Consider the following 22059-nt stretch of genomic DNA (forward strand, 5'->3'; position numbering starts at 1 on the left):
GATGACGAATAAATATTTAACCATCCCATTGCCACTAATGCAATGTAAATGAATATACTTATCCAATCGATATTACTTGTTACGCTTTGATTTTTCATTTAGGTTCTTGACTTTAAAGAGTCAATTTTTATATTTTTCTCTAACTTTTTATTGTTGATAGAATCTTTTTCGCGCTTAATTTTGGCAATGCTGTCTAGTAATTTAGTTTTAATTAAAGTTAGACTGTCTTGAACTTTTTTGGGTCTTAATTTATCGTATTGCGATTTTAAACTTCCGTTTAACATTTTCTTTTCTAAATCTAATCGTGTTATTTTTTTATTTAGATATTTTTCTATCATTAAAGTAGTAATTGGACCAGCCCAACGTGCACCCCAATATCCGTTTTCTACAAATACAGCAATAGCAATTTTAGGATTGTCCTTTGGAGCAAAAGCCACAAAAATAGAGTGATCTTGAAGTTTTACACGTTTGCCATTTACACGTAAAAAGTTTTCGGCAGTTCCAGTTTTTCCGCATATTTCTATTCCAACTGCGCCTAAACCTCTTGCTGTTCCAAGATTATAAACATCATACAAACCATTAATTACAGGTTCAAAATTTTTCTTGTCTATAGTTGTCATGTGTTTAGTTCTAAACTTTTTATCTATAACTTTTCCTTCTATTTTTTTAATTACGTGAGGTGTAAAATAATATCCTCTGTTGGCAACTGTAGCCATCATATTGGCCAATTGTATAGGTGTCATTAAAATTTCACCTTGACCAATTGCATTAGAAACTATTGCTGTGCTTCGCCAACCGCCAGCAGGATATAATTTTTTATAAGTTTTAGAAGTAGGAATGGAACCTTTTTTACCAGTTGGTAAATCACTTCCCATAAAATCGCCAAGACCGAAACTTTTAACATGTTTAGCCCAAACATCTACACCAACACCAGGATCTTTATATTTATTTATGGTTTTCATAAATACGTTGGCAAAATAAGTATTACAAGAATTATAAATTCCGTTATGTAATTTAGACGCACCAGAATCGTGACATTTCATAAATCTACCACGAGCATAACTAAAACCTCGGCGGCAAAAAAATGTGGTTTCTGTATCTATAACGCCTTCTTGTAAACCCACCAAAGCCGTTAAAATTTTAAATGGCGAACCTGGAGGATATTCTGCTAAAAGTCCTCTATCATAAAGTGGTTTTGCTATAGAATCTTTGTAAAGAAAAGTATAATTTTTAGATCGTTGTCTTCCAACAAGAATTCCAGGATCATAAGATGGTGCAGTAACTAATGCTAATATTTCTCCTGTTTTTGGTTCAATGGCAACAATTCCACCCCATTTGTTAATCATTAATTCTTCGCCATACTTTTGAAGTTCTGCATCAAGTGTTAACGTTAAATCTTGACCTTGCTTAGAAATTGTATCGTATTTTCCTTCTTTGTACGGACCAATTTCTCTATTAAATTTATCTTTTAAAATATATTTTACTCCTTTTTGACCTCGAAGTTCAATTTCATAGCTTTCTTCAACGCCTTGTTTTCCAATTAAATCGCCACCAATATAGTATGGATTTTTTTCAATTATTTTTTCGTTTACTTGAGTGATAAATCCAAAAACATTGGAACCAAAATTATCTTGATAATCTCTAAGTGAACGTTTTTGAATATAAAAACCTTCAAATTTTCTTATTTTTTCTTGAAACGCTGCGTATTCTAGTTTATTTAATTGTGGTAAAAAAACCGAAGGCAACATCGGGCTATAAACTCGTGCTTTTTTTATTTTTTTTATAAATTCTTCCTTTGTGATAGCAAGTAGAGAACAGAATTCTAATGTGTCTATTTTTTTCATATCTCTAGGAATAACCATAATGTCATAAGAAGACTGATTGGCTACTAGAAGTACTCCATTTCTATCATAAATATAACCTCTTTCTGGATAGTCATATTTAATTTTGATCGCGTTGTTTTCAGATTTTAATTTGAAAGAATCGTCAACTATTTGCAAAAAGAAGATCCTTATCAATAGCAAAGACGCTACGATAATGACTAAAGATGGCAACAAAGCTTTTCTCATCGCTTATTTGGCTTTATTAGATAAATTATTAATATACAAATTATGATTGTAAATACTGTACTTAAAAGAGTTTTAAGCAAAATACTCCATATAGATTCAAAGGTAAAAACTTCAAGTAAAAATAAAGATAAATTATGAATTAAAACTGATAAAAATATAAACGAAAATCGTCCTGGACTTAAAACATCATTAATTCTAACCGTTTGGTATTCGTAACTTAAACCAAATGAAAATCTAAATATTGCTGGACGTAAAAAGGCAAGAAGTACACAAGATGTTGCAAATACTCCGCCAGAATTACAAAACATATCCATTAACAATCCTAAAAAGAAACTTGCCATCAGCAGTCCATATTTATTTCCGTTTACTGGATATAAAATTATAAATAATATATATGGAAACGGATTAATATAACCTAAAAAGTTAAAATTATTAAATATAAGTACTTGTGCTGCAAGCAACAAAATAAATCTGGCAAGGTTATATAAAAAAGTACTATTCATTTTTAACAGTATTTTTTTCTAATGCATCAATTTCTTTTTTGTCTTTATTTTTAACAATATAAACGTGATCTAAACTTGTCATATCATTAAATAACCGAACATTTATGGTGAAAAAGTTTGTTTGATTATCAGTATAAATATTTTCAATGGTTCCAATATTTATATTTTCTGGAAATATGGTCGATTGTCCGCCAGTTACAATGGTATCTCCTTTTTTAACCGATGCTAATCTTGGTACATCTATTAATTGAACAAATCCTGCATTTTTACCATTCCAAATTAAAGATCCAAAGTGATTTGACTTTTTAATTTTAGCATTAATTTGAGATTTTACATTTAGAATACTTAAAACTGTTGAATAATTTGTAGATGTATTTTCAATTATACCAACAATTCCTAAACTATTAATAACTCCCATATCTGGTTCAATACCAAGTTTTTGACCAGAATTTATAGTTAAGAAATTTTCTTGAAAACCATAAGAGTTTTTGATGACTTTAGAAATTTGAATATCTGTTTTTTTAACACCTTTTATAGAATCAAAAAGCGGCAATTTTGTAGAGTCTTTTAAATTAAAAAGTAACCCTTTTAATCTTCCGTTTTCTAATGCTAATTCGTCATTTTTAGTTTTTAAATCAAAGTATTCATTTACAGAATTTACTTTTTCATAAACGCCACCAGTAAAAAAATTGGCAGAATTTATTATTTTACTTTTATGATACGAATGCGACTGAATTGTAAGCCCAATAGATACTACCATAAGCAGCAAAAACAGCATTCGATGGCTGTTTTTAAATATAAAATTAAATATTTGCTGCATAGTTTTTAAAAGTTACAAATTTCAAAATTCCAAATCCCAAAAGTAATTGCATTAACGATTTTTGGAATTTGGAATTTACTAAATTTGGAATTTATTTTATAAGAATACTTCTAAATTTTGGTATGTTTTTCAACGCCATTCCGGTTCCACGAACAACTGCTTTTAAAGGATCTTCTGCAATGTAAACTGGTAAGTCTGTTTTTAAAGAAATACGTTTGTCAAGACCACGAAGCATTGAACCTCCACCAGCAAGGTAAATTCCTGTGTTGTAAATATCTGCTGCTAATTCTGGTGGTGTTTGAGATAACGTTTCCATAACTGCATCTTCAATTCTTTGAATAGATTTGTCAAGTGCTTTTGCAATTTCTCTAAAAGAAACTTCCACTTGTTTTGGTTTTCCAGTAAGTAAATCTCTACCTTGAACTGACATATCATCTGGTGGAGTTTCTAGTTGATCTGTAGCTGCACCAATTGTAATTTTTATTTTTTCGGCTGTTGTTTCTCCCACAAATAAATTGTGTTGCGTTCTCATATAATAAATAATGTCGTTTGTAAAAACGTCACCTGCAATTTTGACTGATTTATCGCATACAATTCCGCCAAGAGCAATAACAGCAATTTCGGTAGTTCCACCACCAATATCTACAATCATATTTCCTTTAGGTTGCATAATATCAATTCCAATTCCAATTGCTGCCGCCATTGGTTCATGAATTAAATATACTTCTTTACCGTTTACACGTTCGCAACTTTCTTTTACTGCACGCATTTCAACTTCTGTAATTCCAGATGGAATACAAACTACCATTCTAAGTGCAGGTTGAAACATTTTTTTCTTTAATGCAGGAATACTTTTGATAAACATTTTTATCATTTGTTCCGATGCGTCAAAATCTGCAATAACTCCATCCTTTAACGGACGAATGGTTTTTATGTTTTCATGAGTCTTTCCTTGCATCATATTTGCCTCTTTTCCAACGGCAATTATTCTACCAGAAATTCTATCTCTTGCAACGATAGATGGACTATCAATTACAACTTTATCATTGTGAATGATTAATGTATTAGCGGTACCAAGATCTATCGCAATATCCTCGGTCATGAAATCAAAAAATCCCATACGATGTTTAGGGGTTAAAAGTTAATAAATAATTAGCGCAAAGTTAAACAAATTAATGTTTAAAATGACGTGTTCCTGTAAATACCATTGCAACTTTATTTTCATTGCAATAATTTATGCTTAATTCGTCTTTAATTGATCCACCAGGTTGTATAACAGCTGTAATTCCAGCGTGTTTTGCAATTTCTACACAATCCGGAAACGGAAAAAATGCATCACTTGCCATAACTGCGCCATTTAAATCAAATCCAAATGTGTTTGCTTTTTCAATTGCTTGTTTTAAAGCATCAACTCGAGAAGTTTGTCCAGTTCCAGAAGAAATTAAAGTATTATTTTTAGCAAATACTATGGTGTTAGATTTTGTATTTTTACAAATTTTAGAAGCGAAAATTAAATCGTCAACTTCTTGATCTGTCGGAGTTGTTGTAGTAACGTTTTTTAACGACTGTTTATTGTCAGTGCTATTGTTTTTATCTTGAACTAAAATTCCATTTAAACAGGTACGAAGTTGTTTTACAGGTAACTCAACCTCTTTTAAAACTAAAATAATTCTGTTTTTCTTTTGAGATAAAATTTCAATGGCTTTTTCATCATAACTTGGTGCAATTACAACTTCGCAAAAAAGCGAATTTATTTCAGTAGCAGTTTCGGCGTCAATTGTACCATTTGCAATTAAAACTCCTCCAAATGCCGATATTGAATCGCAAGCTAAAGCTGCCAAATAAGCTTCTTTCATAGAATTTCTTGTTGCTAAACCACAAGCATTATTGTGTTTTAAAATTGCAAACGTCGATGCGTTGCATTGCAACGTATCTTCCGTATTTTTAAATTCAGCAATTAAATTCACAGCAGCATCAACATCCAATAAATTATTATAAGACAATTCTTTACCGTGAAGTTTTGTAAACAAAGCGTCAAAATCGCCAAAGAAAAATCCTTTTTGGTGCGGATTTTCGCCATATCTTAAAACTTGACCATTGTCAATACTAGTTTTTAAAATAGTTTCATCAACATTAAAATAATTAAAAATTGCAGCATCATAATGAGATGAAACGTGAAAAGCTTTCGTTGCCAAAAGTCTTCTTTGTTCTAGTGTTGTAGTTCCTTTTCCTTCAACAATCATGTCAAGAAACAAACTATATTCGTTCACAGATGCAACAATTACAGTATCATTAAAATTTTTAGCTGCAGCACGAATTAACGAAATACCACCAATATCAATTTTTTCAATAATATCACTTTCTTTTGCGCCAGAAGAAACCGTTTTTTCAAATGGATATAAATCTACAATTACAACATCAATTTGCGGAATCTCAAATTCGTCCATTTGTTGCACATCACTTTCGTTGTCTTGACGATTTAAAATGCCGCCAAAAATTTTAGGATGTAATGTTTTTACTCTTCCGCCAAGAATTTCTGGAAACGAAGTAACATCTTCAACAGGAACAACCGGAATTCCTAGATTTTTAATAAATTCTTCTGTTCCGCCAGTCGAGTAAATAGTTACATTTTGCTGATGAAGTTGCTTAACAATTGGCTCCAAACCATCCTTTGAAAAGACCGAAATTAGTGCCGATTTAATACTTTTAGTCGTGCTCATTATGTGTGTAGTTAAGCACACAAAAGTAGTTTTTTTAATCTGAATTAATTTTAATTTTTAGCAGAATTTAATTCAATATAAGTATTATTTTTTATTTTTTTGGCAACGCATGGCTTGGGCTTTTTTACTAACCATTTTCCTGCTTTTCGCTATATTTTTATACCTGACAGGTTTTTAAAACCTGTCAGGTATAAAAGATACCGCTTCAATCAGGGTTAAATAACATTTGTATTGAATATCTGTAACATTTGTTTCATTATAATTACTAATACCTTAAATTTGAACAAAGAAAAAAACCGCAATGTTAGTATATTTAAGATTATTAAAAGAAAGTTTCACTTTTGCAATGAACGCTTTGCGAACCAATAAGTTACGAACTTTACTTTCGTTATTAGGAGTTACAATTGGAATATTTTCAATAATAGCTGTACTTGCTGCGGTAGATTCATTAGACCAAAAAATTAAAAAAAGTTTAAGTAGTTTAGATAAAAACACCATTTATTTAACAGCAGAATCATTTGGACCATCAGAAATTCCGAGATGGAAACGAGAGCAATTTCCCAATGTAAATTATGAAGAATACCAATATCTTAAAAATAATTTACCAGATGCACAACAACTTGCTTACCAGATATTTACCAGAGCAGAAATTATAAAACACGAAACAAAATCGGTAAGTTCTGTAAATGTAGTTCCTGTTTCTCAAGAGTTTATAGACATTCAAGGATTAGAATTTACTTCTGGTAGATTTTACAATGAAGCCGAATCTAATTCTGGTACAGCAGTAATTGTAATTGGAGACGAAATTGCCAATAGTCTATTTGAAAACGTAGACCCAATTGGCAAACAAGTACGAATGTATGGTCAAAAATTCACAGTAATTGGAATTCTAAAAAAACAAGGCGCAGGATTATTTGGCGATAGCAATGACACTTCGGTTTTTATTCCAGTAAATTTTATTAGAAAAATGTTTGGCGATAACAACGATTCAATGTTGCCAGTAATAGTAATAAAACCATCAAAAGGAATAGATATGGAAGCTTTTAAAGCCGATATTTCACAAAAATTACGCACAATGCGAGGTGTAAAAACTGCCGAAATAGACAATTTTTTTATTAATGTTTTTTCTGGATTTACCGATTTCCTTGACGGAATAATAAGTAGTATGAACGCTGGTGGATGGATGATTGCAGGATTTTCACTTTTAGTTGGAGGTTTTGGAGTTGCCAACATAATGTTTGTTTCCGTAAAAGAACGTACCAATTTAATTGGAATTCAAAAATCGCTTGGCGCAAAAAACAGGTTTATACTTTTTCAATTTCTATTTGAAGCCATAATTCTTTGTGTAATTGGCGGATTGATAGGAATAATTCTGGTCTGGTTAATTGCAATTGTGTTAACAAAGGTATTAGAATTTGATTTTGTTTTAAGCTTTTTCAACATTTGTCTTGGTACAGGTTTGGCAGCAATAATTGGTTTGGTTGCTGGAATTTTGCCTGCAATATCAGCTTCTAAATTGGATCCTGTGGAAGCTATTCGTAGTGGAATGTAGGAGTTTTAAGTTGGAAGTGCGAAGTTGGAAGTATGAAGAAGGAAGAAGGAAGATGGAAGAAGGAAGACAGAAGTTGGAAGATAAAAAATAGATTTATTATAAATTTAAAAAAACTATCTTTTAAAAATATCTTTAAATTGGTATAACAAACGTTCTAATAATCTTAAATCTTCTGTAATTATCTCGGCTTGACCAATCATTTCTTGTTGAAAAGGTATTGTTTTTTTATAAGATGTTTCTAGTTTTTTAGGTAAATAAATATCTAATAATAAGTTTCCATCTTTATCTGGAAGTAAAGAAATAGATTTTACTTTTCCTTTTAGTATTCCAAATTCTCTATCAGGATAATTTGATAATCTTATGTTTACTATTTGGCCTACTTTTATTTTACCTGAGTTTAATGCTGGTGCTTTTATTTTGCCTAAATATCCATTTTCATCAGATGGAATTATAGAAAATATATTTTCGCCAGCAGTTACCGTTTGATTCTCTTTCCAAACTTGTAAAAAAGAAACTTTACCATTTATGGAAGAACGAAAAACATAATTCAACTCCCAATCTTTAATAGCTTTTTTAAGTTGATAAAACGATTGCAAAACATTTCTTTGCAAGGTTACACCTTCTTTGGTTTCGTTTATTTGTGTGGTTTTTGAATTTCTACTTAAATCATTTACTGATGATTTTAATTGAGAAATAGAACTTAAAACATTTTTAAAATTTTTTTCTACTTGAAAATAAATTAGTTTTTGTTTCTCTATTTCTTGGGCTGAAATTATTCCTTTGCTGAATAAAGTTTCGTAACGTTCTAAATCTTTTTTTTGCAGTTGAAGTTCACTTTGATTTATTTCTTTTTGAGATAACAATAAATTTAATCGTTCTTTTAATTGAATTCCTTCTACACTTAAAGATGTTCCTTGTACTTTATAAGGTTGTAATTGATTATTTAATTCATCGGTAACATATTCTTTTTGAAATAATGCAAAAGCACTTTCTACATCACCAAGTTGTGCGTTCATAAAAAGATTAAATGGGAATTTATTTTTAGAAATATCTATAGAATCAATACTGTTTTTAAGCAAAAAGACATCTCTAAAATTTGCAGAACTTTCTATAACTGCTAATGGTTGGTTTTGAATTACATTAGTTTTATCTGTTACCAGAATTGTTTCAATTTTGCCAGAAATTTTTGCAATTAATTTTTCAGGTGGAATGTTAGTTGTAATAATAATTGGAGCAGTAATACTATCTGGATATTTTACAAACCAAGAAACTCCCAAAACAATACCTATTATAAAAAGTATAACCAAGTTTCCCCAACGAATAATCCAATGCGGAATTCGAGTTAATATTTCTTGAACTTCTTCGCTTCTAAGTTGGAAGTCAGAAGTTGGAAGTTGGGAGTTTGAGGAAGAAAGGTTATTAGTTATTGGCATTTTTTATTTTATTTTTGAATGCTAACATCATATTCATAAGATTGAAAGCAATTTCGTATTTTTTATTAAACTCTAATTCTTCTATATAATTTCTTCTTTTTGCTTTGTGTAAACTTGTAACCACTTCAGCAAGCGATCTAACAGAATATCCCAAAAATCTATTAAATTCAGCATTTGATTGTTCTATGGAACCTTCAGAAATGTTTAAAGCGATTGAATCAGTTGCTCTCATTATTTGTGAAGATAAATTATAAATTTCTTTTTTAGGAAACCCTAAAGTCATTGTATTTATTTCCTCTCCAAAATCCATTGCAATTTGCCATATTATTAATTTTTCAAATTTAAAGCTCATAAAAATTTAATTTAAAGTTATTACAAACTTAAAGAATTTTCAAAAACTTCCATCTTCCATCTTCCTTCTACGAGCCAAGTTGCAACTGGTTTCTAACCAACTCATAATAATTTCCTTTTAACTTAACGAGTTCGGTATGATTTCCTATTTCTACAATTTTTCCGTTTTCTAAAACTACAATTTGATCTGCATTCATTACTGTACTTAGTCTATGCGCAATAACTACAACCGTTTTATTTTTAAAGAAACTATTTAATTTTTCCATAATTTCTTTTTCATTATTGGCATCAAGTGCAGAAGTAGCTTCATCAAAAAATAACATTTCTGGATCTTTATAAACTGCTCTTGCAATAAGTAAGCGTTGTTTTTGTCCTGTACTCATCCCAACACCTTCCATGCCAATTTTAGTATTAAAACCAAGCGGATAATCTTCTATAAAAGTTTTAATATTGGCAACATCACTTGCATAAAGTAATTTTTCTTTGTTAATTGTATCTACACCAATTGCAATATTATTGGCAATAGTATCATTAAAAATATATCCTTCTTGCATTACAGAACCAACGTGATAACGCCAAGGTTTTTGAGCAATTTTAGATAATGGCGTTTTGTTTACAAGAATTTCGCCAGAATTAGGTTCGTAAAACTTTAATAATAATTTCATTAATGTAGTTTTGCCGCTTCCGCTTGTACCTACAATTGCTGTTATTTTATTGGCTGGAATTGTTAAGTTTAAATTTTCTAAAACATTCACATCACTACCAATGTATCTAAATGACAAATCTTTAATTACAATGTCAGCATCGTTTGGAATGTCATAAATTTTTTCGTCATCGTTCTCAGTTTCGTCTTCTTTATTGTGAATTTCTGCTAATCTTGCTAATGATATTTTGGCATCTTGTGCTTCTCTAATAAAACCTATTAATTGCATAATTGGTCCGTTTAAACTTCCAACAATACTACTAATTGCTAGCATCATTCCAAGTGTAATTTGACCATCAATAACCAACTTAGCCGACAGGAAAATAATAATTATATTTTTTAATTCGTTTATAAAATTAGAACCAATAGTTTGTGTTTGCTCAAGCACTAAACTTTTCATAGAAACTCTAAATAATCTTGCTTGAATATATTCCCAACCCCAACGTTTTTGTTTTTCGGCATTGTGCAATTTTATTTCTTGCATACCATTAATCAATTCTATCACTTTGCTTTGTTCTTGACTAACTTCGGCAAAACGTTTATAATCTAGCTTTTCTCTTCTTTTTAAAAATAAGGTTACCCAAAAAAAGTAAAAAATACTTCCCACAAAGAAAACTACAAAAATTTTAAGATTGTAATAAGCCAAAACACCACCCATTAAAAACATATTTATTACAGAAAACAATACGCTTAGTGATGATGTTGTGAGTATACGTTCAATACGATGATGATCGTTTATACGTTGCATAATATCGCCTGTCATGCGTACATCAAAAAATGATATTGGCAAGTTCATTAACTTAATAAAGAAATCAGAAATTAAGGAAATATTTATTCTAGTAGAAAGATGTAACAATATCCAACTTCTTATTAATTCTAACGCGGTTTTACCAAAAAACAAAAACAATTGCGCCAGCAAAATCATATAAATAAAATGCACATTTTGGTTTTGAATACCAACATCTACAACACTTTGTGTTAAAAACGGAAAGATAAGTTGCAATAAACTACTAGCCAAAAGTCCAATTGCAAGTTGAATTAAAAACGATTTGTAGCGCAACACATAATTAGACAAAAGCCCAAAACCAAATATTTTTTTGTCTTCTTTTTCAAATTCTGATTGATAAAATTTGGGTGTTGCTTCTAGCAACAAAGCAATACCTTCTTCTGTGGTTTCATCTGCATTGTTTCCTATCCAAAATTTTAAAAATTCTGATTGATTATACTCTAGTAAACCAATTGCTGGGTCAGAAATACAATAACTCGCATTATTTGTCATTCCGTAGGAATCTTTTCTAAACCAACTTTTTAACTTTGACTTTTTAATTTTATACAAAACCACATAATGATCGTTATTCCAATGCAGTATGCATGGCAAAGGTGCTTCTAGTAATTTATTCACACTTAATTTTACACCAAGTGTTCTAAACCCAATTTTTTCTGCTGCATCACTCAAGGTTAGTAAATTGCTTCCTTCTCTTGTAGTTTCGCTAAGTGTACGTAACTTTTGTATGTTTATTATTTTGCCATAATGTTTGGTTATAATTTTTAGGCAAGTTGGTCCGCAGTCTTTGGAGTCTGGTTGTTTGTAGGTTGGGAAGGTTTTAGACATTTTTTTTTACTAAATCTTGCATACCATAAAATTCAATTGCTTTTTGTTTTAATGGATTAGTGCTCCATTCTTCCCATTCATTAGTATATGGACTGTAACCACATTTTAAAGGTTTAGAATATTGATTATTTGGTTCTTCAATAAAGGCACGACAATCTGTACAAATGTGTCTGAACTCACAATCTTTACACACTTCTATTTGGTCTTTATTAATATTCCAGTATTTTTTAAAGTTGGGATGATTTAATGCTTCTTCTAGCGTAGTATCTTTTATATTACCAAAACTTTCTGCCATTGATGGACAGTTTTTTATGTTTCCGTCTTTGTCAATGGATATTTTTCGGTTTAGACAAGTGTTGTGGTTTTGGGATTCGGTGAACATTTTTGTATTTATAACGAACTGTTTGTTACTTATTAAGCCACAACTTTTACTAGAAGATATGTTTTCTTTAGAATAAATTAGATGACCAGATCCTTTTCTAATTGAATCAATTACAATATTCTCTTTACTATTATAAATTATAATATATCTTATTCTAGAGTTTTCCCTTATCAATTTTTCAAATAAAGTTTCTGAATTTTTCAAATATGGTAAAATTAAACCTACTGAGTTTGTTATGGATTTTTCAATATTTAGATAATTTAAAATTTCATTTAATGAAGTTTCAAATTTTTTATTGAAAAACCTTATTTCAACATTTTTACAATTTAATTTAGCTAACTGATGTAAAACTTTTTTATGATAAAACTGATTTTCAATATCAAGTATTGCATTATTAACATCAAATGGTTCGTACCACTCTAAACTCATTTTCGGAAATAAACTTGGATTTTCTGTTAAAAAAACAAACTCATTTTCTATCAGGAATTTGAAATATTCATCAATAATATAGTTGTATTTGTTTTCATATTCATTTTGTATTTTCTGAATACTTTTGCCATCATGATTATTTAAAATATCATACATGTCATTTGGGATTAAAGTATATGAATTTCTTTGTAAATCGCAGATAATTGTTCTATTTGACCCCTTAACTAAAATACATGAACTATATAGTTTGATGTTTTTATTTGTAATCAAAATCTAAAATTTTTGATATTGGTTTATAAAAGTTTTCTGGAATAACTTTATTTGTTTTATAAAGTTCTACCACTACAAAATATTCTTTTTCAATTTTAACATTTATATCAATTTTTTGCATATTAATTTTTTGAAACTCCAAAGGCATCTGCGAATTTTCTTTATTCATATAGTAATTTATCTTTAATCATTTCTGCAATTTTTTTATCAATATTATAATTACAGTATTGCGAAACCCAATCATATTGACCCATTGGGTTTATTTCTAAGAAAACATATTTTTTTTTAGTAGAATATATAATATCAATTGAACCTGAATTACATTCTAATTTATTTATAAATTTCAATATTTTTATTTCCAAATTATTTGGCAATTTGAAAGGTATATTTCTATTTGGTTTTTCAATATTATAATTTCGGTAATCAATTTTTGTTTTATAATCATTTTGAGAAAAAATTGCCATAGGATAAAACTTATTATTGATAAAAAAGACCCTTATTTCAAACTCTTTTTCAACATATTCTTGAATTAAAGATGGAGCAAAAAAATCATCAATATTTTTTAAATCAAGTTCAATAGTACCAGATCCAAAATATTTAAATTCTTTTGTTTCAACATTAGGTGGTAAGTATATTGATTTAGTTATGTAAGATTTATTTTTCTTAATAAATGAAAATAAATCTTCTTTGTTATTAGTTATTATTGTTTTGGGCACTTTGAATCCACATTCTTTGGCAGTTTGTAGATTAATTATCTTATTGTTTTGGTATTCTTTAGAATATGAGGATATTAATTGTTTATTTATAAATGATTCTATCGATTCAATAACTGTTAGTTGTTGCTGTTTTAAGAAATTTCCCCAGATATTAGAGTATAATTTATGAGGTGTGATAGGAATATATCCTCTTCTATTCCAAATTATATAATTATCAAAGTTAGTTTTTAGTTTATTGTTTATATTTATACTAAACTTTTTAAAATCTACATCTACATTTTTTCTTTCAAACTTAATTCCATAAGATATTAACCATTCTATAACCTTATTAGTTGAACCATCTACACTTTCAGAAATTATTAAAACTTTTTTAATTTCTTTTCCCATTCTTTTATATCAAAACTATATTCATAAGGAGCGCCAGTAATTCTGCCATTCGCATGCCATAAAAAATGCTTCATTTCTCCTTCTTCGACCCTTCCTTTTTTATATTCTACAATCATTAATTTTAAGAGTTTTTTTCCAACTTTACTATAGACGTCTGTATGTGTAAGGACAAAAGTAATTCCAACTCTCAAATTTGTTGTATCATTCCATTTTCGATTATAGAATGATGGATATCCATATTTTTTTATTATTTTATATATTTCATTTTTGTTTGATTCATCTACATTACTCATAAATTTTCTCCCAAATTCTATTTCATCTTTATAATCGTTTTTTTGTTTTTCTGTAAATTTTGAAATTTGTAATTCTCTATTTTCAATTTTAGAGAAATCAAAATAATTATTTAGATTTCCTCTTACTCCGGAATTATATAGACTATCACAGATAAAATTAAAATCTCTAATTTTATATTTAATGTTTAACATTGCCTCATATTTTCTAACGCCTTGGTCTTTGTTTATAATTGATTTCAACTTGTTAGATATCTTTTGTTGATTTCTATTAAACAAGTAGTCCTTTGAACAAGAACAGAACCATAAACAAAAAATAAAATAAAATAGTTTTTTCATATAAAAAAATAATCACTAACATCTTTAAAAAAGTGCTAGTGATTTATTAAGTAAAACATATAGATTTATGGACAAGTATAAGTTCCTCCTGGATTGTAAGTTCCTCCAGTCTCAAAAGATTGATCCCATTGACCGTTACCATTTGAATCTGCGAACCAATCATTATAAACATAACAGCAATCAGGATCTGATGCAGGTTTTTGATATTCTGTTGCAAATAAATTGCCTACAAAAATTTTTCCACCAGAAATACTCTTCAAATTAGCTTCATTTTTGCTAAAATCTTTTAATGTTTTCATTTTAATAAAATTTTCAGTTGTTTATATTTCATTTTAAAATATTCAATATGAATTTAAACCTTAATTTATTGAAAAAAGTGTTTAAACAAATGTAATAATATTTTCGTCAAATTAAATCATTAATTTTCTTACAACTTAGAAACTAAAGTTTATAAAATTGAAAACTAAAGTTTATTTTTTTACTTTAGTATAAAATTAAGGTATATATAAAACATTTTTATGCATCTTTCCAAACTATGTTATTATAATTTTGAACTTTTTTAATGTTTATATAAAATTCTTTTTCATTAGAATAGACACCAACTTCGGTAAGTGATTTATAATTCTCGTCAATGTGCCATTTACTTATATAAGGATTATATGAACATTCTTTTTGAAAAAAATAAGTATTATCGTCTCTTTTTAATGGTATTCTATTATCAATACACATGTAGCGAAATTCACAGTCTTTACAAACATCTATTTTGTCTTTATTAATCTTACTTAAAGATTTAAATTTTTTACTTTTAATAATCTTTTCAAAATTTTCAATGGAACTATAAATATTACCAAATGATTTAGTTGTTTCAATTCCGTTTTTTATGTGTCCATTATCATCAATATATAATTTTCTATTGTAATATACGTTATAAGATTTGGATTCCGAAAACATATTTATATTAACTAAAAACTGAGGTTTAAAATATAATTCATTTATTTTAAAAAATGGATTAGTTTTAATACTTGTAATTTGAGCTATTTCTTTTTTTACTAGATTATAAAAATTTTGTAAATTAATTTTTTTGTTTTTGTTATCTTCTATAATTAAATCGATAGATTTAAATGTTAAATTTTCTAAATTTAATTTTAGAAAGTCAATTATTTCATTTGTATTTTCAATATTATTAAATTTTATTAATAAATGTTTACAATTGATATCTTCAAGTCTTGAAAATATTTTTAATACATTTAATTTAATATTTGTTATTTCAATTATACAATTATTGATTAAAAAAGGATAATGCCATTCAAAATTAATTTTAGGAAAACTGTTTGAAAATTCATTTGAAATTAAAAAATAATATTCTTTTATTAAAAAAAAATTAACCCATTCTATTTCATCGACATTCAAAGTTTTAATTAAATCTTCAAAATTTAAATTGCTTAATTTATCTAATTTATCTACAATATGATTTGAAACTAAATCATAATTTTGTCTTGGTAAATCATAAATACAACTCCTATTAAATCCTTTTACTATTGGTGTTTCGGAATAATTTTTCAAAATCATTTTAAAAAATAATTGGTTTATGAAATTTTCTTACTGGATAATTTCTTGTATTATATTTTTTTGAAAAAGAATAAACAACCAATTTGCCATTTTTTTTATAAAATTTACCTGTTCTAAGTATAATAGGTAATTCTTGTTTATTTAATAGTTCCATTATTTTTCTTTATTAATTCAAATGCAATTTTTCTCTCAATGTAATAATTACAAGGTATTGACAATTGTGAAAATTGACCTATTGGGTTAATTTCTAAAAAAATATATTCATTTTTTTTTGAAACAATCATATCAATTGACCCTGAATTTATTTTAATAATTGATATTAATTTTATTAATTTCTTTTTTATAATTTGCGGTAATTCAAATGGAGGAGTTCTGTTCAAATTATCAGTATCATAATTCCTAAAATCAATTTTTGTTTTTTCATTATTTTGAGAAAAAATTGCACAAGTATAGAATTTACTTTTCAAAAAGAAAATTCTTAATTCAAAACTTTTTTCTATACATTCTTGAAAAAACGAATAGTGAAAATGATCTGGAATTAAATTTATTATTGAATTGTCAACTATTTTTGTACTATTTCCTAAAATAGTATCTTTATTATTTATAAAAATTCCCTGAGAAAAATTTTTTGTAATTATTTTTTCAAAAGTTTTTTTAAAAATTAATAAATCAGATTTGTTATCTGTTATAATTGAATTTGGTATTTGAAATCCAGTATTACTTGCAATCCTTAAAATTTCTAACTTGTTTAAAAAAATATCATTATGTTTATTTATAGAATGTAATTCGATATATCGTTTTACTACACTGTTAAATTCTTGAGCTTCGTTTATTAAGTGTTTTTTTATTTCACTATCTAATTTATTTTTTATATTATATTCTTTTGTAAGCATATTAATAAAACTTCTGCGATACCAAAAAGCTTTAAAATCTGTTAAATTATATGTAATTTCATTTATTTTTAAAACTACTTCAAATTTTAGATTATTAATAGATAAACTTTTATAATATATTTTATCGTTATGAGAGATTCTTAAAAATGGCACTTTATAATAAATTAACCAATCTATAACATCATTTGATGATAAATCATCTTCACTCGTAATTATTAATACCATTTAAATTCCGTCTTTATTTTATCAAAATCATCTTTATTCTTTAAAGGAATTTCATTATTGTTTTTTCTAAATTGTTCTGGTATTTGATTAATTTTAAAACTATTAAATTCTTGGTAACCATACTTTTTGTAACAATAAAAATCATAATTTTGAAAAATAGTATAATCAATTTCGTTGTTTAAGTAAGCTTTTTTAAATAATGGAAAGAATAACTCCCAAGTTTTATCTATATTATCATTTAAATTATGAATAAATAATGTATTGTAACTATTTTGAATAACTGCAAAATTTTTTGAATTTGGAATTTTATTTCTCGAATTTGAAATATTAAATAAGGTTTTAATATTTTCAAAATTTTTATTTATTATAATGTCATCTAATTTTTTTTGATTTAAACTGTCTAAAATTAAAGTGTTTTTTAAATCAGAATATAAATTAGCATAAATTTGATCCTTAAGAAATAATTCGTTTATTTTTTTTAAATCATATTGTTTTTCAAAATTTTGTTTTAACCAATTTAAATGATTTTTTAAATACATTTTTTTAAACCAAAATGATAGTGAACCTTTAGTGATTGTTTCATAATAGTTTTCTTTATTATTCATATAAATAATTTGAAATCCATAATTTTCAACTAGTATAGATAAATCTTTTTTAAAATTCTTTATGTCACCATGAGAATAACTAAATTCTAAAAATCTTTTATGTAAATCAGATTCATAATTATATAATTTATCACATTTTTTTATATAATTATAAACCTTATTATAAGTTTGTAGAGTAATTATTTCATTGGTGTTTATCAATTTAATTATAGAATCTTTTATAAATAAATCTCTAGAATTTTGACTAAATAAATTATTTAGACTAAGTAATATTATAGAGAAAAATACAATTTTATTTATTAAATTCATAATATGATAGTTAGAGAATAGAATAATTAAAAAATTATTCTATTCAATTAATTTAGAAATTTAGTTGCAAGCATCGTTACCTGAATCTTTTCCGCCTGTCCAAGTCATATCATCAACAACATTCGTACCGCAATCAGCATCCCAACAATCTCCGCCAGTGCCAGTACAATCATTTGTCGTTCCACCTGGTCCCATAGCTTTACCACCATTGATTTTTGCTAAAGATTGTTTTGAAATGATAGCATCTTCAAGTTTTTGAAATAATTTTGAATCTAATTTTTTCATAATAATAAATTTAATGATTAATATTTATTTAAATCATTCAACATAAATACATCTATCTCGTGCACAAAATAATACATACGAATGTAAAAATAATTTTATCAAATTAAAACATTATTTTTCTTACAACTTAGAAACTAAAGTTTATAAAATTGAAAACTAAAGTTTATTTTTTTACTTTAGCATAAAAATTAAGGTATGACACTTGGAACAAAACTACGCAATCTTCGAATAGATAAAAAATTATCGTTAGAAAAACTAGCTTTTGAGTTAGAAATTTCTAAAGTTGCTATTGGAAAATGGGAAGCAGATAAAGCCAAACCAAATTTTGAAAACCTATTACACCTTTGTAATTATTACGAAACTGATGTGTACAACCTTCTTGAAGATGTTTCTAATGTAAACTTTGCTAATGCTAAATTTAAAGGTCACTCTTATGCCGCTTTTGCCCAAAATTTTACAGTAAATCATTCTACACCACCAGAACTAATACAAAACTTCCTAGACAACCAAAATAAAATTACCATTTTATTACAACAACAAAACGAATTATTTTTAAAATTATTGGGTAGTAGTAAATAAATGTTGGTTTAAGTTTTAAAAGTAGTAGTAAAATTTAGTAATTTTGTTTAAAACAATATATTATGAATTTACTAGAAAGAATTACAATAAATCAAGAAATACTTCACGGTAAACCTGCAATAAGAGGAATGCGATGGTCAGTTGAAATGGTAATTGATTTACTTGGTTCTGGTATATCTAGTGATGATATTATTGAAGATCATCCAGAACTAGAAAAAGATGATATTTTAGCGTGTCTTAAATTTGCTAAAATGTATTTATCTGGTCAAACTATTCAAAATGTTGCCTAATGAAATTTTCAATAGTATCAAATTACATTACTATGTAGTTTAATTAATTTTTTAACTAACTTTGTTTAAATATATAAATTATGCAAGTACTTGTTGAAATCCCAGATAACAAAGCAAACTTTGGTCTTGAGGTATTACGCAGTTTAGATTTCATTAAAAAAGCAAAACCTATGAGTCAAGATAAAATAGATTTATGGGAAGACTTAAAAATTGCTGCTAATGAAGTAAAACTGCATAAAAGTGGAAAAATTAAATTAAAAACTGCCCAACAGTTATTGAATGAGTTATAGCATTTTACCAACCAGCAAATTTGAAAATGAGTTGAAGCGATTAATAAAAAAATTTCCATCTCTCAAAGAAGAATATGCTGAACTCATAGAAGAAATTATTAAAAATCCTAAATCAGGAACTTTTTTAGGTAATAATTGCTATAAAATTAGAGTTGCAATTCAAAGTAAAGGAAAAGGAAAAAGTGGAGGAGCAAGAACAATCACTTATATTTTTATTGAAACAGAAACTGTTTACTTACTCACAATTTATGATAAAAGTGAAAAAGAAAATTTAAAACCTAACGAACTAAAAACAATGGTTGAAAGTTTAAATTTAGAATAAAAAAAGCGCAAATAAAATTTACGCTTTAAATTATTTAAAAAAATAAAATCTATCTTACCTCTTCATTCAAAATCAAATCGAGGTACAAATTAATTTTATCTTTCAATTCTTTTCTTGGTGTTATAAAATCTAAAAAACCGTGTTCTAAAACAAATTCGGCAGTTTGAAAACCTTCTGGTAATTCTTTTCCTGTAGTGTCTTTTACAACTCTTGGTCCAGCAAAACCAATTAATGCGCCAGGTTCAGAAATATTTACATCGCCAAGCATTGCATAAGAAGCGGTTGTTCCGCCAGTTGTTGGATCTGTACACAATGAAATGTATGGAATTTTAGCTTCGGCAAGTTGCGCCAATTTAGCAGAAGTTTTTGCTAATTGCATAAGTGAATAAGCAGCTTCCATCATTCTTGCTCCACCAGATTTTGAAATCATTACAAACGGAACTTTATTTTTTATAGAATAATCTATTCCACGAGCTATTTTTTCTCCTACAACTGCACCCATTGATCCGCCAATAAAGGCAAAATCCATACAGCAAACTACTAATTCTTTTCCTTTAGATTTTCCAACTCCAGTTCTAACAGCATCTTTTAAATGTGTTTTTTCTTGAGCATCTTTTAATCTATCAGAATATTTTTTAGTGTCTACAAACCCAAGTGGATCTTTAGAAGTCATTTTGGCATCTAGTTCTTTAAACTCATTGTCGTCGAACAAGATTTCAAAGTATTCTTTACTACCAATTCTAACATGAAAATCATCTTCTGGACTTACCCAAAGATTTCTTGCTAGTTCGTCTTGGGCAATAATTTTTCCTGTTGGCGATTTGTACCAAAGTCCTTTTGGAACGTCTTTTTTATCTTCGGTTGCCGTTGTTATACCTTTTTGTGTTCTTTTAAACCAAGCCATAATTAAGTTGGAAGTTAGAAGTTGGAAGTTAGAAGTTTAAATCTTCTGTTTCCAAAACAATTTATTAATATTATGATTTTATTGTATAATGTAAAATTGTATAATGTATTCTGTTTATACATTATACAATTTACAATATACAATTTATAATGTGTTTACGTTATTCAAGTCAGCAAATGCTTGCTCTAATCTTGTGTTGAAAGTAACTTCGCCTTCACGAACCCATTTTCTTGGATCATAGTGTTTTTTATTTGGAGCATCAGAACCTTCTGGATTTCCAATTTGCGTTTTTAAATAATCAATATTGTTTACCATATAATCACGAATTCCTTCTGTAAAAGCAAATTGTAAATCGGTATCGATATTCATTTTTATTACTCCATAAGAAATTCCTTCTCTAATTTCTTCTAGTGTTGAACCACTTCCACCATGAAAAACAAAATCTACAGGATTATGACCAGTATTAAATTTATTTTGAACATAATCTTGAGAATTTTTCAAGATTTTAGGCGTCAATTTTACATTTCCAGGTTTGTAAACTCCGTGAACGTTTCCAAATGCTGCTGCAATTGTAAATCGTGGAGAAATTTTTAAAAGTTCTTCATAAGCATAAGCAACTTCTTCTGGTTGTGTGTACAATTTAGAACTGTCAACATCACTATTATCTACACCATCTTCTTCGCCACCAGTAATTCCTAATTCTATTTCTAATGTCATTCCCATTTTACTCATTCTTGCTAAATAGGTTTTACAAATTTCTATATTTTCTTCAATTGGTTCTTCAGATAAATCTATCATATGAGAAGAATACAATGGTTTTCCTGTCTCAGCAAAATGTTTTTCAGAAGCATCTAATAAACCATCAATCCAAGGTAATAATTTTTTTGCGCAATGGTCAGTATGAAGTATTACAGTTGCACCATAAGCTTCTGCTAAAGTATGAATGTGTTTTGCTCCTGCAATTCCACCAGCAATTGCTGCTTTTTCACCTGCATTAGACAATCCTTTTCCTGCATTAAATTGTGCTCCACCATTAGAAAACTGAATTATAACTGGCGCATTTAACTTAGCAGCAGTTTCTAAAACTCCATTTATAGTGCTACTTCCTGTTACGTTTACAGCAGGTAATGCAAATCCTTTTTCTTTTGCATAATTAAAAATTGCTTGTACTTCATCTCCAGTTGCAACTCCAGGTTTTATGTTATGAGCCAT

Annotated in this window: 24 protein-coding genes; 5 read left to right on the forward strand and 19 right to left on the reverse strand. The window is 27.6% G+C overall.

The features are described 5' to 3' along the window. Positions 1–98 precede the first annotated feature (98 nt). From mrdA to purH, 5 genes are all read right to left on the reverse strand, one after another. Complete coding sequence (mrdA, locus tag ACH2BC_RS10135; RefSeq protein WP_395053881.1) at positions 99–2069, reverse strand: penicillin-binding protein 2; 1971 nt, start codon at positions 2067–2069, stop codon at positions 99–101. Beyond that, positions 2066–2572: a rod shape-determining protein MreD gene (locus ACH2BC_RS10140; protein WP_395053882.1), complete on the reverse strand. Its 507-nt coding sequence runs from the start codon at positions 2570–2572 to the stop codon at positions 2066–2068. Before ACH2BC_RS10140 ends, mrdA begins: the two co-directional genes overlap by 4 nt. Next, a complete protein-coding gene (gene mreC / locus ACH2BC_RS10145) occupies positions 2565–3392 on the reverse strand; it encodes a rod shape-determining protein MreC (RefSeq protein ID WP_395053883.1) in 828 nt (275 codons plus the stop codon). The genes ACH2BC_RS10140 and mreC overlap by 8 nt, the downstream gene beginning before the upstream one ends. Before the next feature lie 91 nt (positions 3393–3483). Further along, complete coding sequence (locus ACH2BC_RS10150; protein WP_395053884.1) at positions 3484–4512, reverse strand: rod shape-determining protein; 1029 nt, start codon at positions 4510–4512, stop codon at positions 3484–3486. 52 nt (positions 4513–4564) lie between these two features. Further along, complete coding sequence (gene purH, locus ACH2BC_RS10155; RefSeq protein ID WP_395053885.1) at positions 4565–6112, reverse strand: bifunctional phosphoribosylaminoimidazolecarboxamide formyltransferase/IMP cyclohydrolase; 1548 nt, start codon at positions 6110–6112, stop codon at positions 4565–4567. Between the two features lie 301 nt (positions 6113–6413). Here purH and ACH2BC_RS10160 point away from each other — a divergent pair, with 301 nt between their 5' ends. After that, positions 6414–7664 carry an ABC transporter permease gene (locus ACH2BC_RS10160; protein WP_395053886.1) on the forward strand — a complete coding sequence of 417 codons (1251 nt, stop codon included), beginning with the start codon at positions 6414–6416 and terminating at the stop codon, positions 7662–7664. Between the two features lie 113 nt (positions 7665–7777). Here ACH2BC_RS10160 and ACH2BC_RS10165 read toward each other — a convergent pair whose 3' ends face one another. The 12 genes from ACH2BC_RS10165 to ACH2BC_RS10220 form a co-directional block, all read right to left on the reverse strand. Then, complete coding sequence (locus ACH2BC_RS10165; RefSeq protein ID WP_395053887.1) at positions 7778–9097, reverse strand: HlyD family secretion protein; 1320 nt, start codon at positions 9095–9097, stop codon at positions 7778–7780. Then, positions 9084–9449 carry a four helix bundle protein gene (locus ACH2BC_RS10170; RefSeq protein WP_395053888.1) on the reverse strand — a complete coding sequence of 122 codons (366 nt, stop codon included), beginning with the start codon at positions 9447–9449 and terminating at the stop codon, positions 9084–9086. Before ACH2BC_RS10170 ends, ACH2BC_RS10165 begins: the two co-directional genes overlap by 14 nt. 67 nt (positions 9450–9516) lie before the next feature. Further along, positions 9517–11763 (reverse strand): peptidase domain-containing ABC transporter, encoded by a 2247-nt coding sequence (locus ACH2BC_RS10175; RefSeq protein WP_395053889.1) that lies wholly within the window; start codon positions 11761–11763, stop codon positions 9517–9519. Continuing rightward, positions 11756–12844 (reverse strand): grasp-with-spasm system SPASM domain peptide maturase, encoded by a 1089-nt coding sequence (gene gwsS / locus ACH2BC_RS10180; protein WP_395053890.1) that lies wholly within the window; start codon positions 12842–12844, stop codon positions 11756–11758. The genes ACH2BC_RS10175 and gwsS overlap by 8 nt, the downstream gene beginning before the upstream one ends. Further along, on the reverse strand, positions 12831–13013 hold the full coding sequence (locus ACH2BC_RS10185; protein ID WP_395053891.1) for a hypothetical protein: 183 nt from the start codon (positions 13011–13013) through the stop codon (positions 12831–12833). Before ACH2BC_RS10185 ends, gwsS begins: the two co-directional genes overlap by 14 nt. Then, positions 13006–13947 carry a hypothetical protein gene (locus ACH2BC_RS10190; RefSeq protein WP_395053892.1) on the reverse strand — a complete coding sequence of 314 codons (942 nt, stop codon included), beginning with the start codon at positions 13945–13947 and terminating at the stop codon, positions 13006–13008. Before ACH2BC_RS10190 ends, ACH2BC_RS10185 begins: the two co-directional genes overlap by 8 nt. After that, a complete protein-coding gene (locus ACH2BC_RS10195) occupies positions 13920–14480 on the reverse strand; it encodes a hypothetical protein (RefSeq protein ID WP_395053893.1) in 561 nt (186 codons plus the stop codon). Before ACH2BC_RS10195 ends, ACH2BC_RS10190 begins: the two co-directional genes overlap by 28 nt. Before the next feature lie 161 nt (positions 14481–14641). Next, positions 14642–14875 carry a hypothetical protein gene (locus ACH2BC_RS10200; protein WP_395053894.1) on the reverse strand — a complete coding sequence of 78 codons (234 nt, stop codon included), beginning with the start codon at positions 14873–14875 and terminating at the stop codon, positions 14642–14644. Positions 14876–15092: 217 nt separating this feature from the next. Further along, positions 15093–16139, reverse strand: a complete 1047-nt coding sequence (locus ACH2BC_RS10205) for a hypothetical protein (RefSeq protein ID WP_395053895.1) — start codon at positions 16137–16139, stop codon at positions 15093–15095. Positions 16140–16282: 143 nt separating this feature from the next. Beyond that, positions 16283–17263, reverse strand: a complete 981-nt coding sequence (gwsG, locus tag ACH2BC_RS10210; protein ID WP_395053896.1) for a grasp-with-spasm system ATP-grasp peptide maturase — start codon at positions 17261–17263, stop codon at positions 16283–16285. Next, positions 17254–18177: a hypothetical protein gene (locus ACH2BC_RS10215; RefSeq protein ID WP_395053897.1), complete on the reverse strand. Its 924-nt coding sequence runs from the start codon at positions 18175–18177 to the stop codon at positions 17254–17256. The genes gwsG and ACH2BC_RS10215 overlap by 10 nt, the downstream gene beginning before the upstream one ends. A gap of 60 nt (positions 18178–18237) precedes the next feature. Next, positions 18238–18462: a hypothetical protein gene (locus ACH2BC_RS10220; RefSeq protein WP_395053898.1), complete on the reverse strand. Its 225-nt coding sequence runs from the start codon at positions 18460–18462 to the stop codon at positions 18238–18240. A gap of 195 nt (positions 18463–18657) precedes the next feature. Between ACH2BC_RS10220 and ACH2BC_RS10225 the strand changes: the two genes are divergently transcribed. From ACH2BC_RS10225 to ACH2BC_RS10240, 4 genes are all read left to right on the forward strand, one after another. Then, entirely contained in the window at positions 18658–19041 is a 384-nt protein-coding gene (locus ACH2BC_RS10225) for a helix-turn-helix domain-containing protein (protein ID WP_395053899.1), read from the forward strand. Between the two features lie 62 nt (positions 19042–19103). Next, positions 19104–19331: a DUF433 domain-containing protein gene (locus ACH2BC_RS10230; RefSeq protein WP_395053900.1), complete on the forward strand. Its 228-nt coding sequence runs from the start codon at positions 19104–19106 to the stop codon at positions 19329–19331. An 80-nt stretch (positions 19332–19411) separates the two neighbouring features. Continuing rightward, positions 19412–19621 (forward strand): hypothetical protein, encoded by a 210-nt coding sequence (locus ACH2BC_RS10235; protein WP_395053901.1) that lies wholly within the window; start codon positions 19412–19414, stop codon positions 19619–19621. Beyond that, the gene (locus ACH2BC_RS10240) at positions 19611–19943 is read left to right on the forward strand and encodes a type II toxin-antitoxin system RelE/ParE family toxin (protein WP_395053902.1); all 333 of its coding nucleotides are present in this window, start codon (positions 19611–19613) and stop codon (positions 19941–19943) included. The genes ACH2BC_RS10235 and ACH2BC_RS10240 overlap by 11 nt, the downstream gene beginning before the upstream one ends. A gap of 49 nt (positions 19944–19992) precedes the next feature. On the opposite strand, the gene accD is transcribed toward ACH2BC_RS10240, so the two are convergent. Further along, the gene (accD, locus tag ACH2BC_RS10245; RefSeq protein ID WP_395053903.1) at positions 19993–20847 is read right to left on the reverse strand and encodes an acetyl-CoA carboxylase, carboxyltransferase subunit beta; all 855 of its coding nucleotides are present in this window, start codon (positions 20845–20847) and stop codon (positions 19993–19995) included. 144 nt (positions 20848–20991) lie between these two features. Beyond that, positions 20992–22059, reverse strand: a complete 1068-nt coding sequence (gene fbaA, locus ACH2BC_RS10250; protein WP_395053904.1) for a class II fructose-bisphosphate aldolase — start codon at positions 22057–22059, stop codon at positions 20992–20994.

This window comes from Flavobacterium sp. (assembly GCF_043760115.1).
GTDB lineage: Bacteria > Bacteroidota > Bacteroidia > Flavobacteriales > Flavobacteriaceae > Flavobacterium.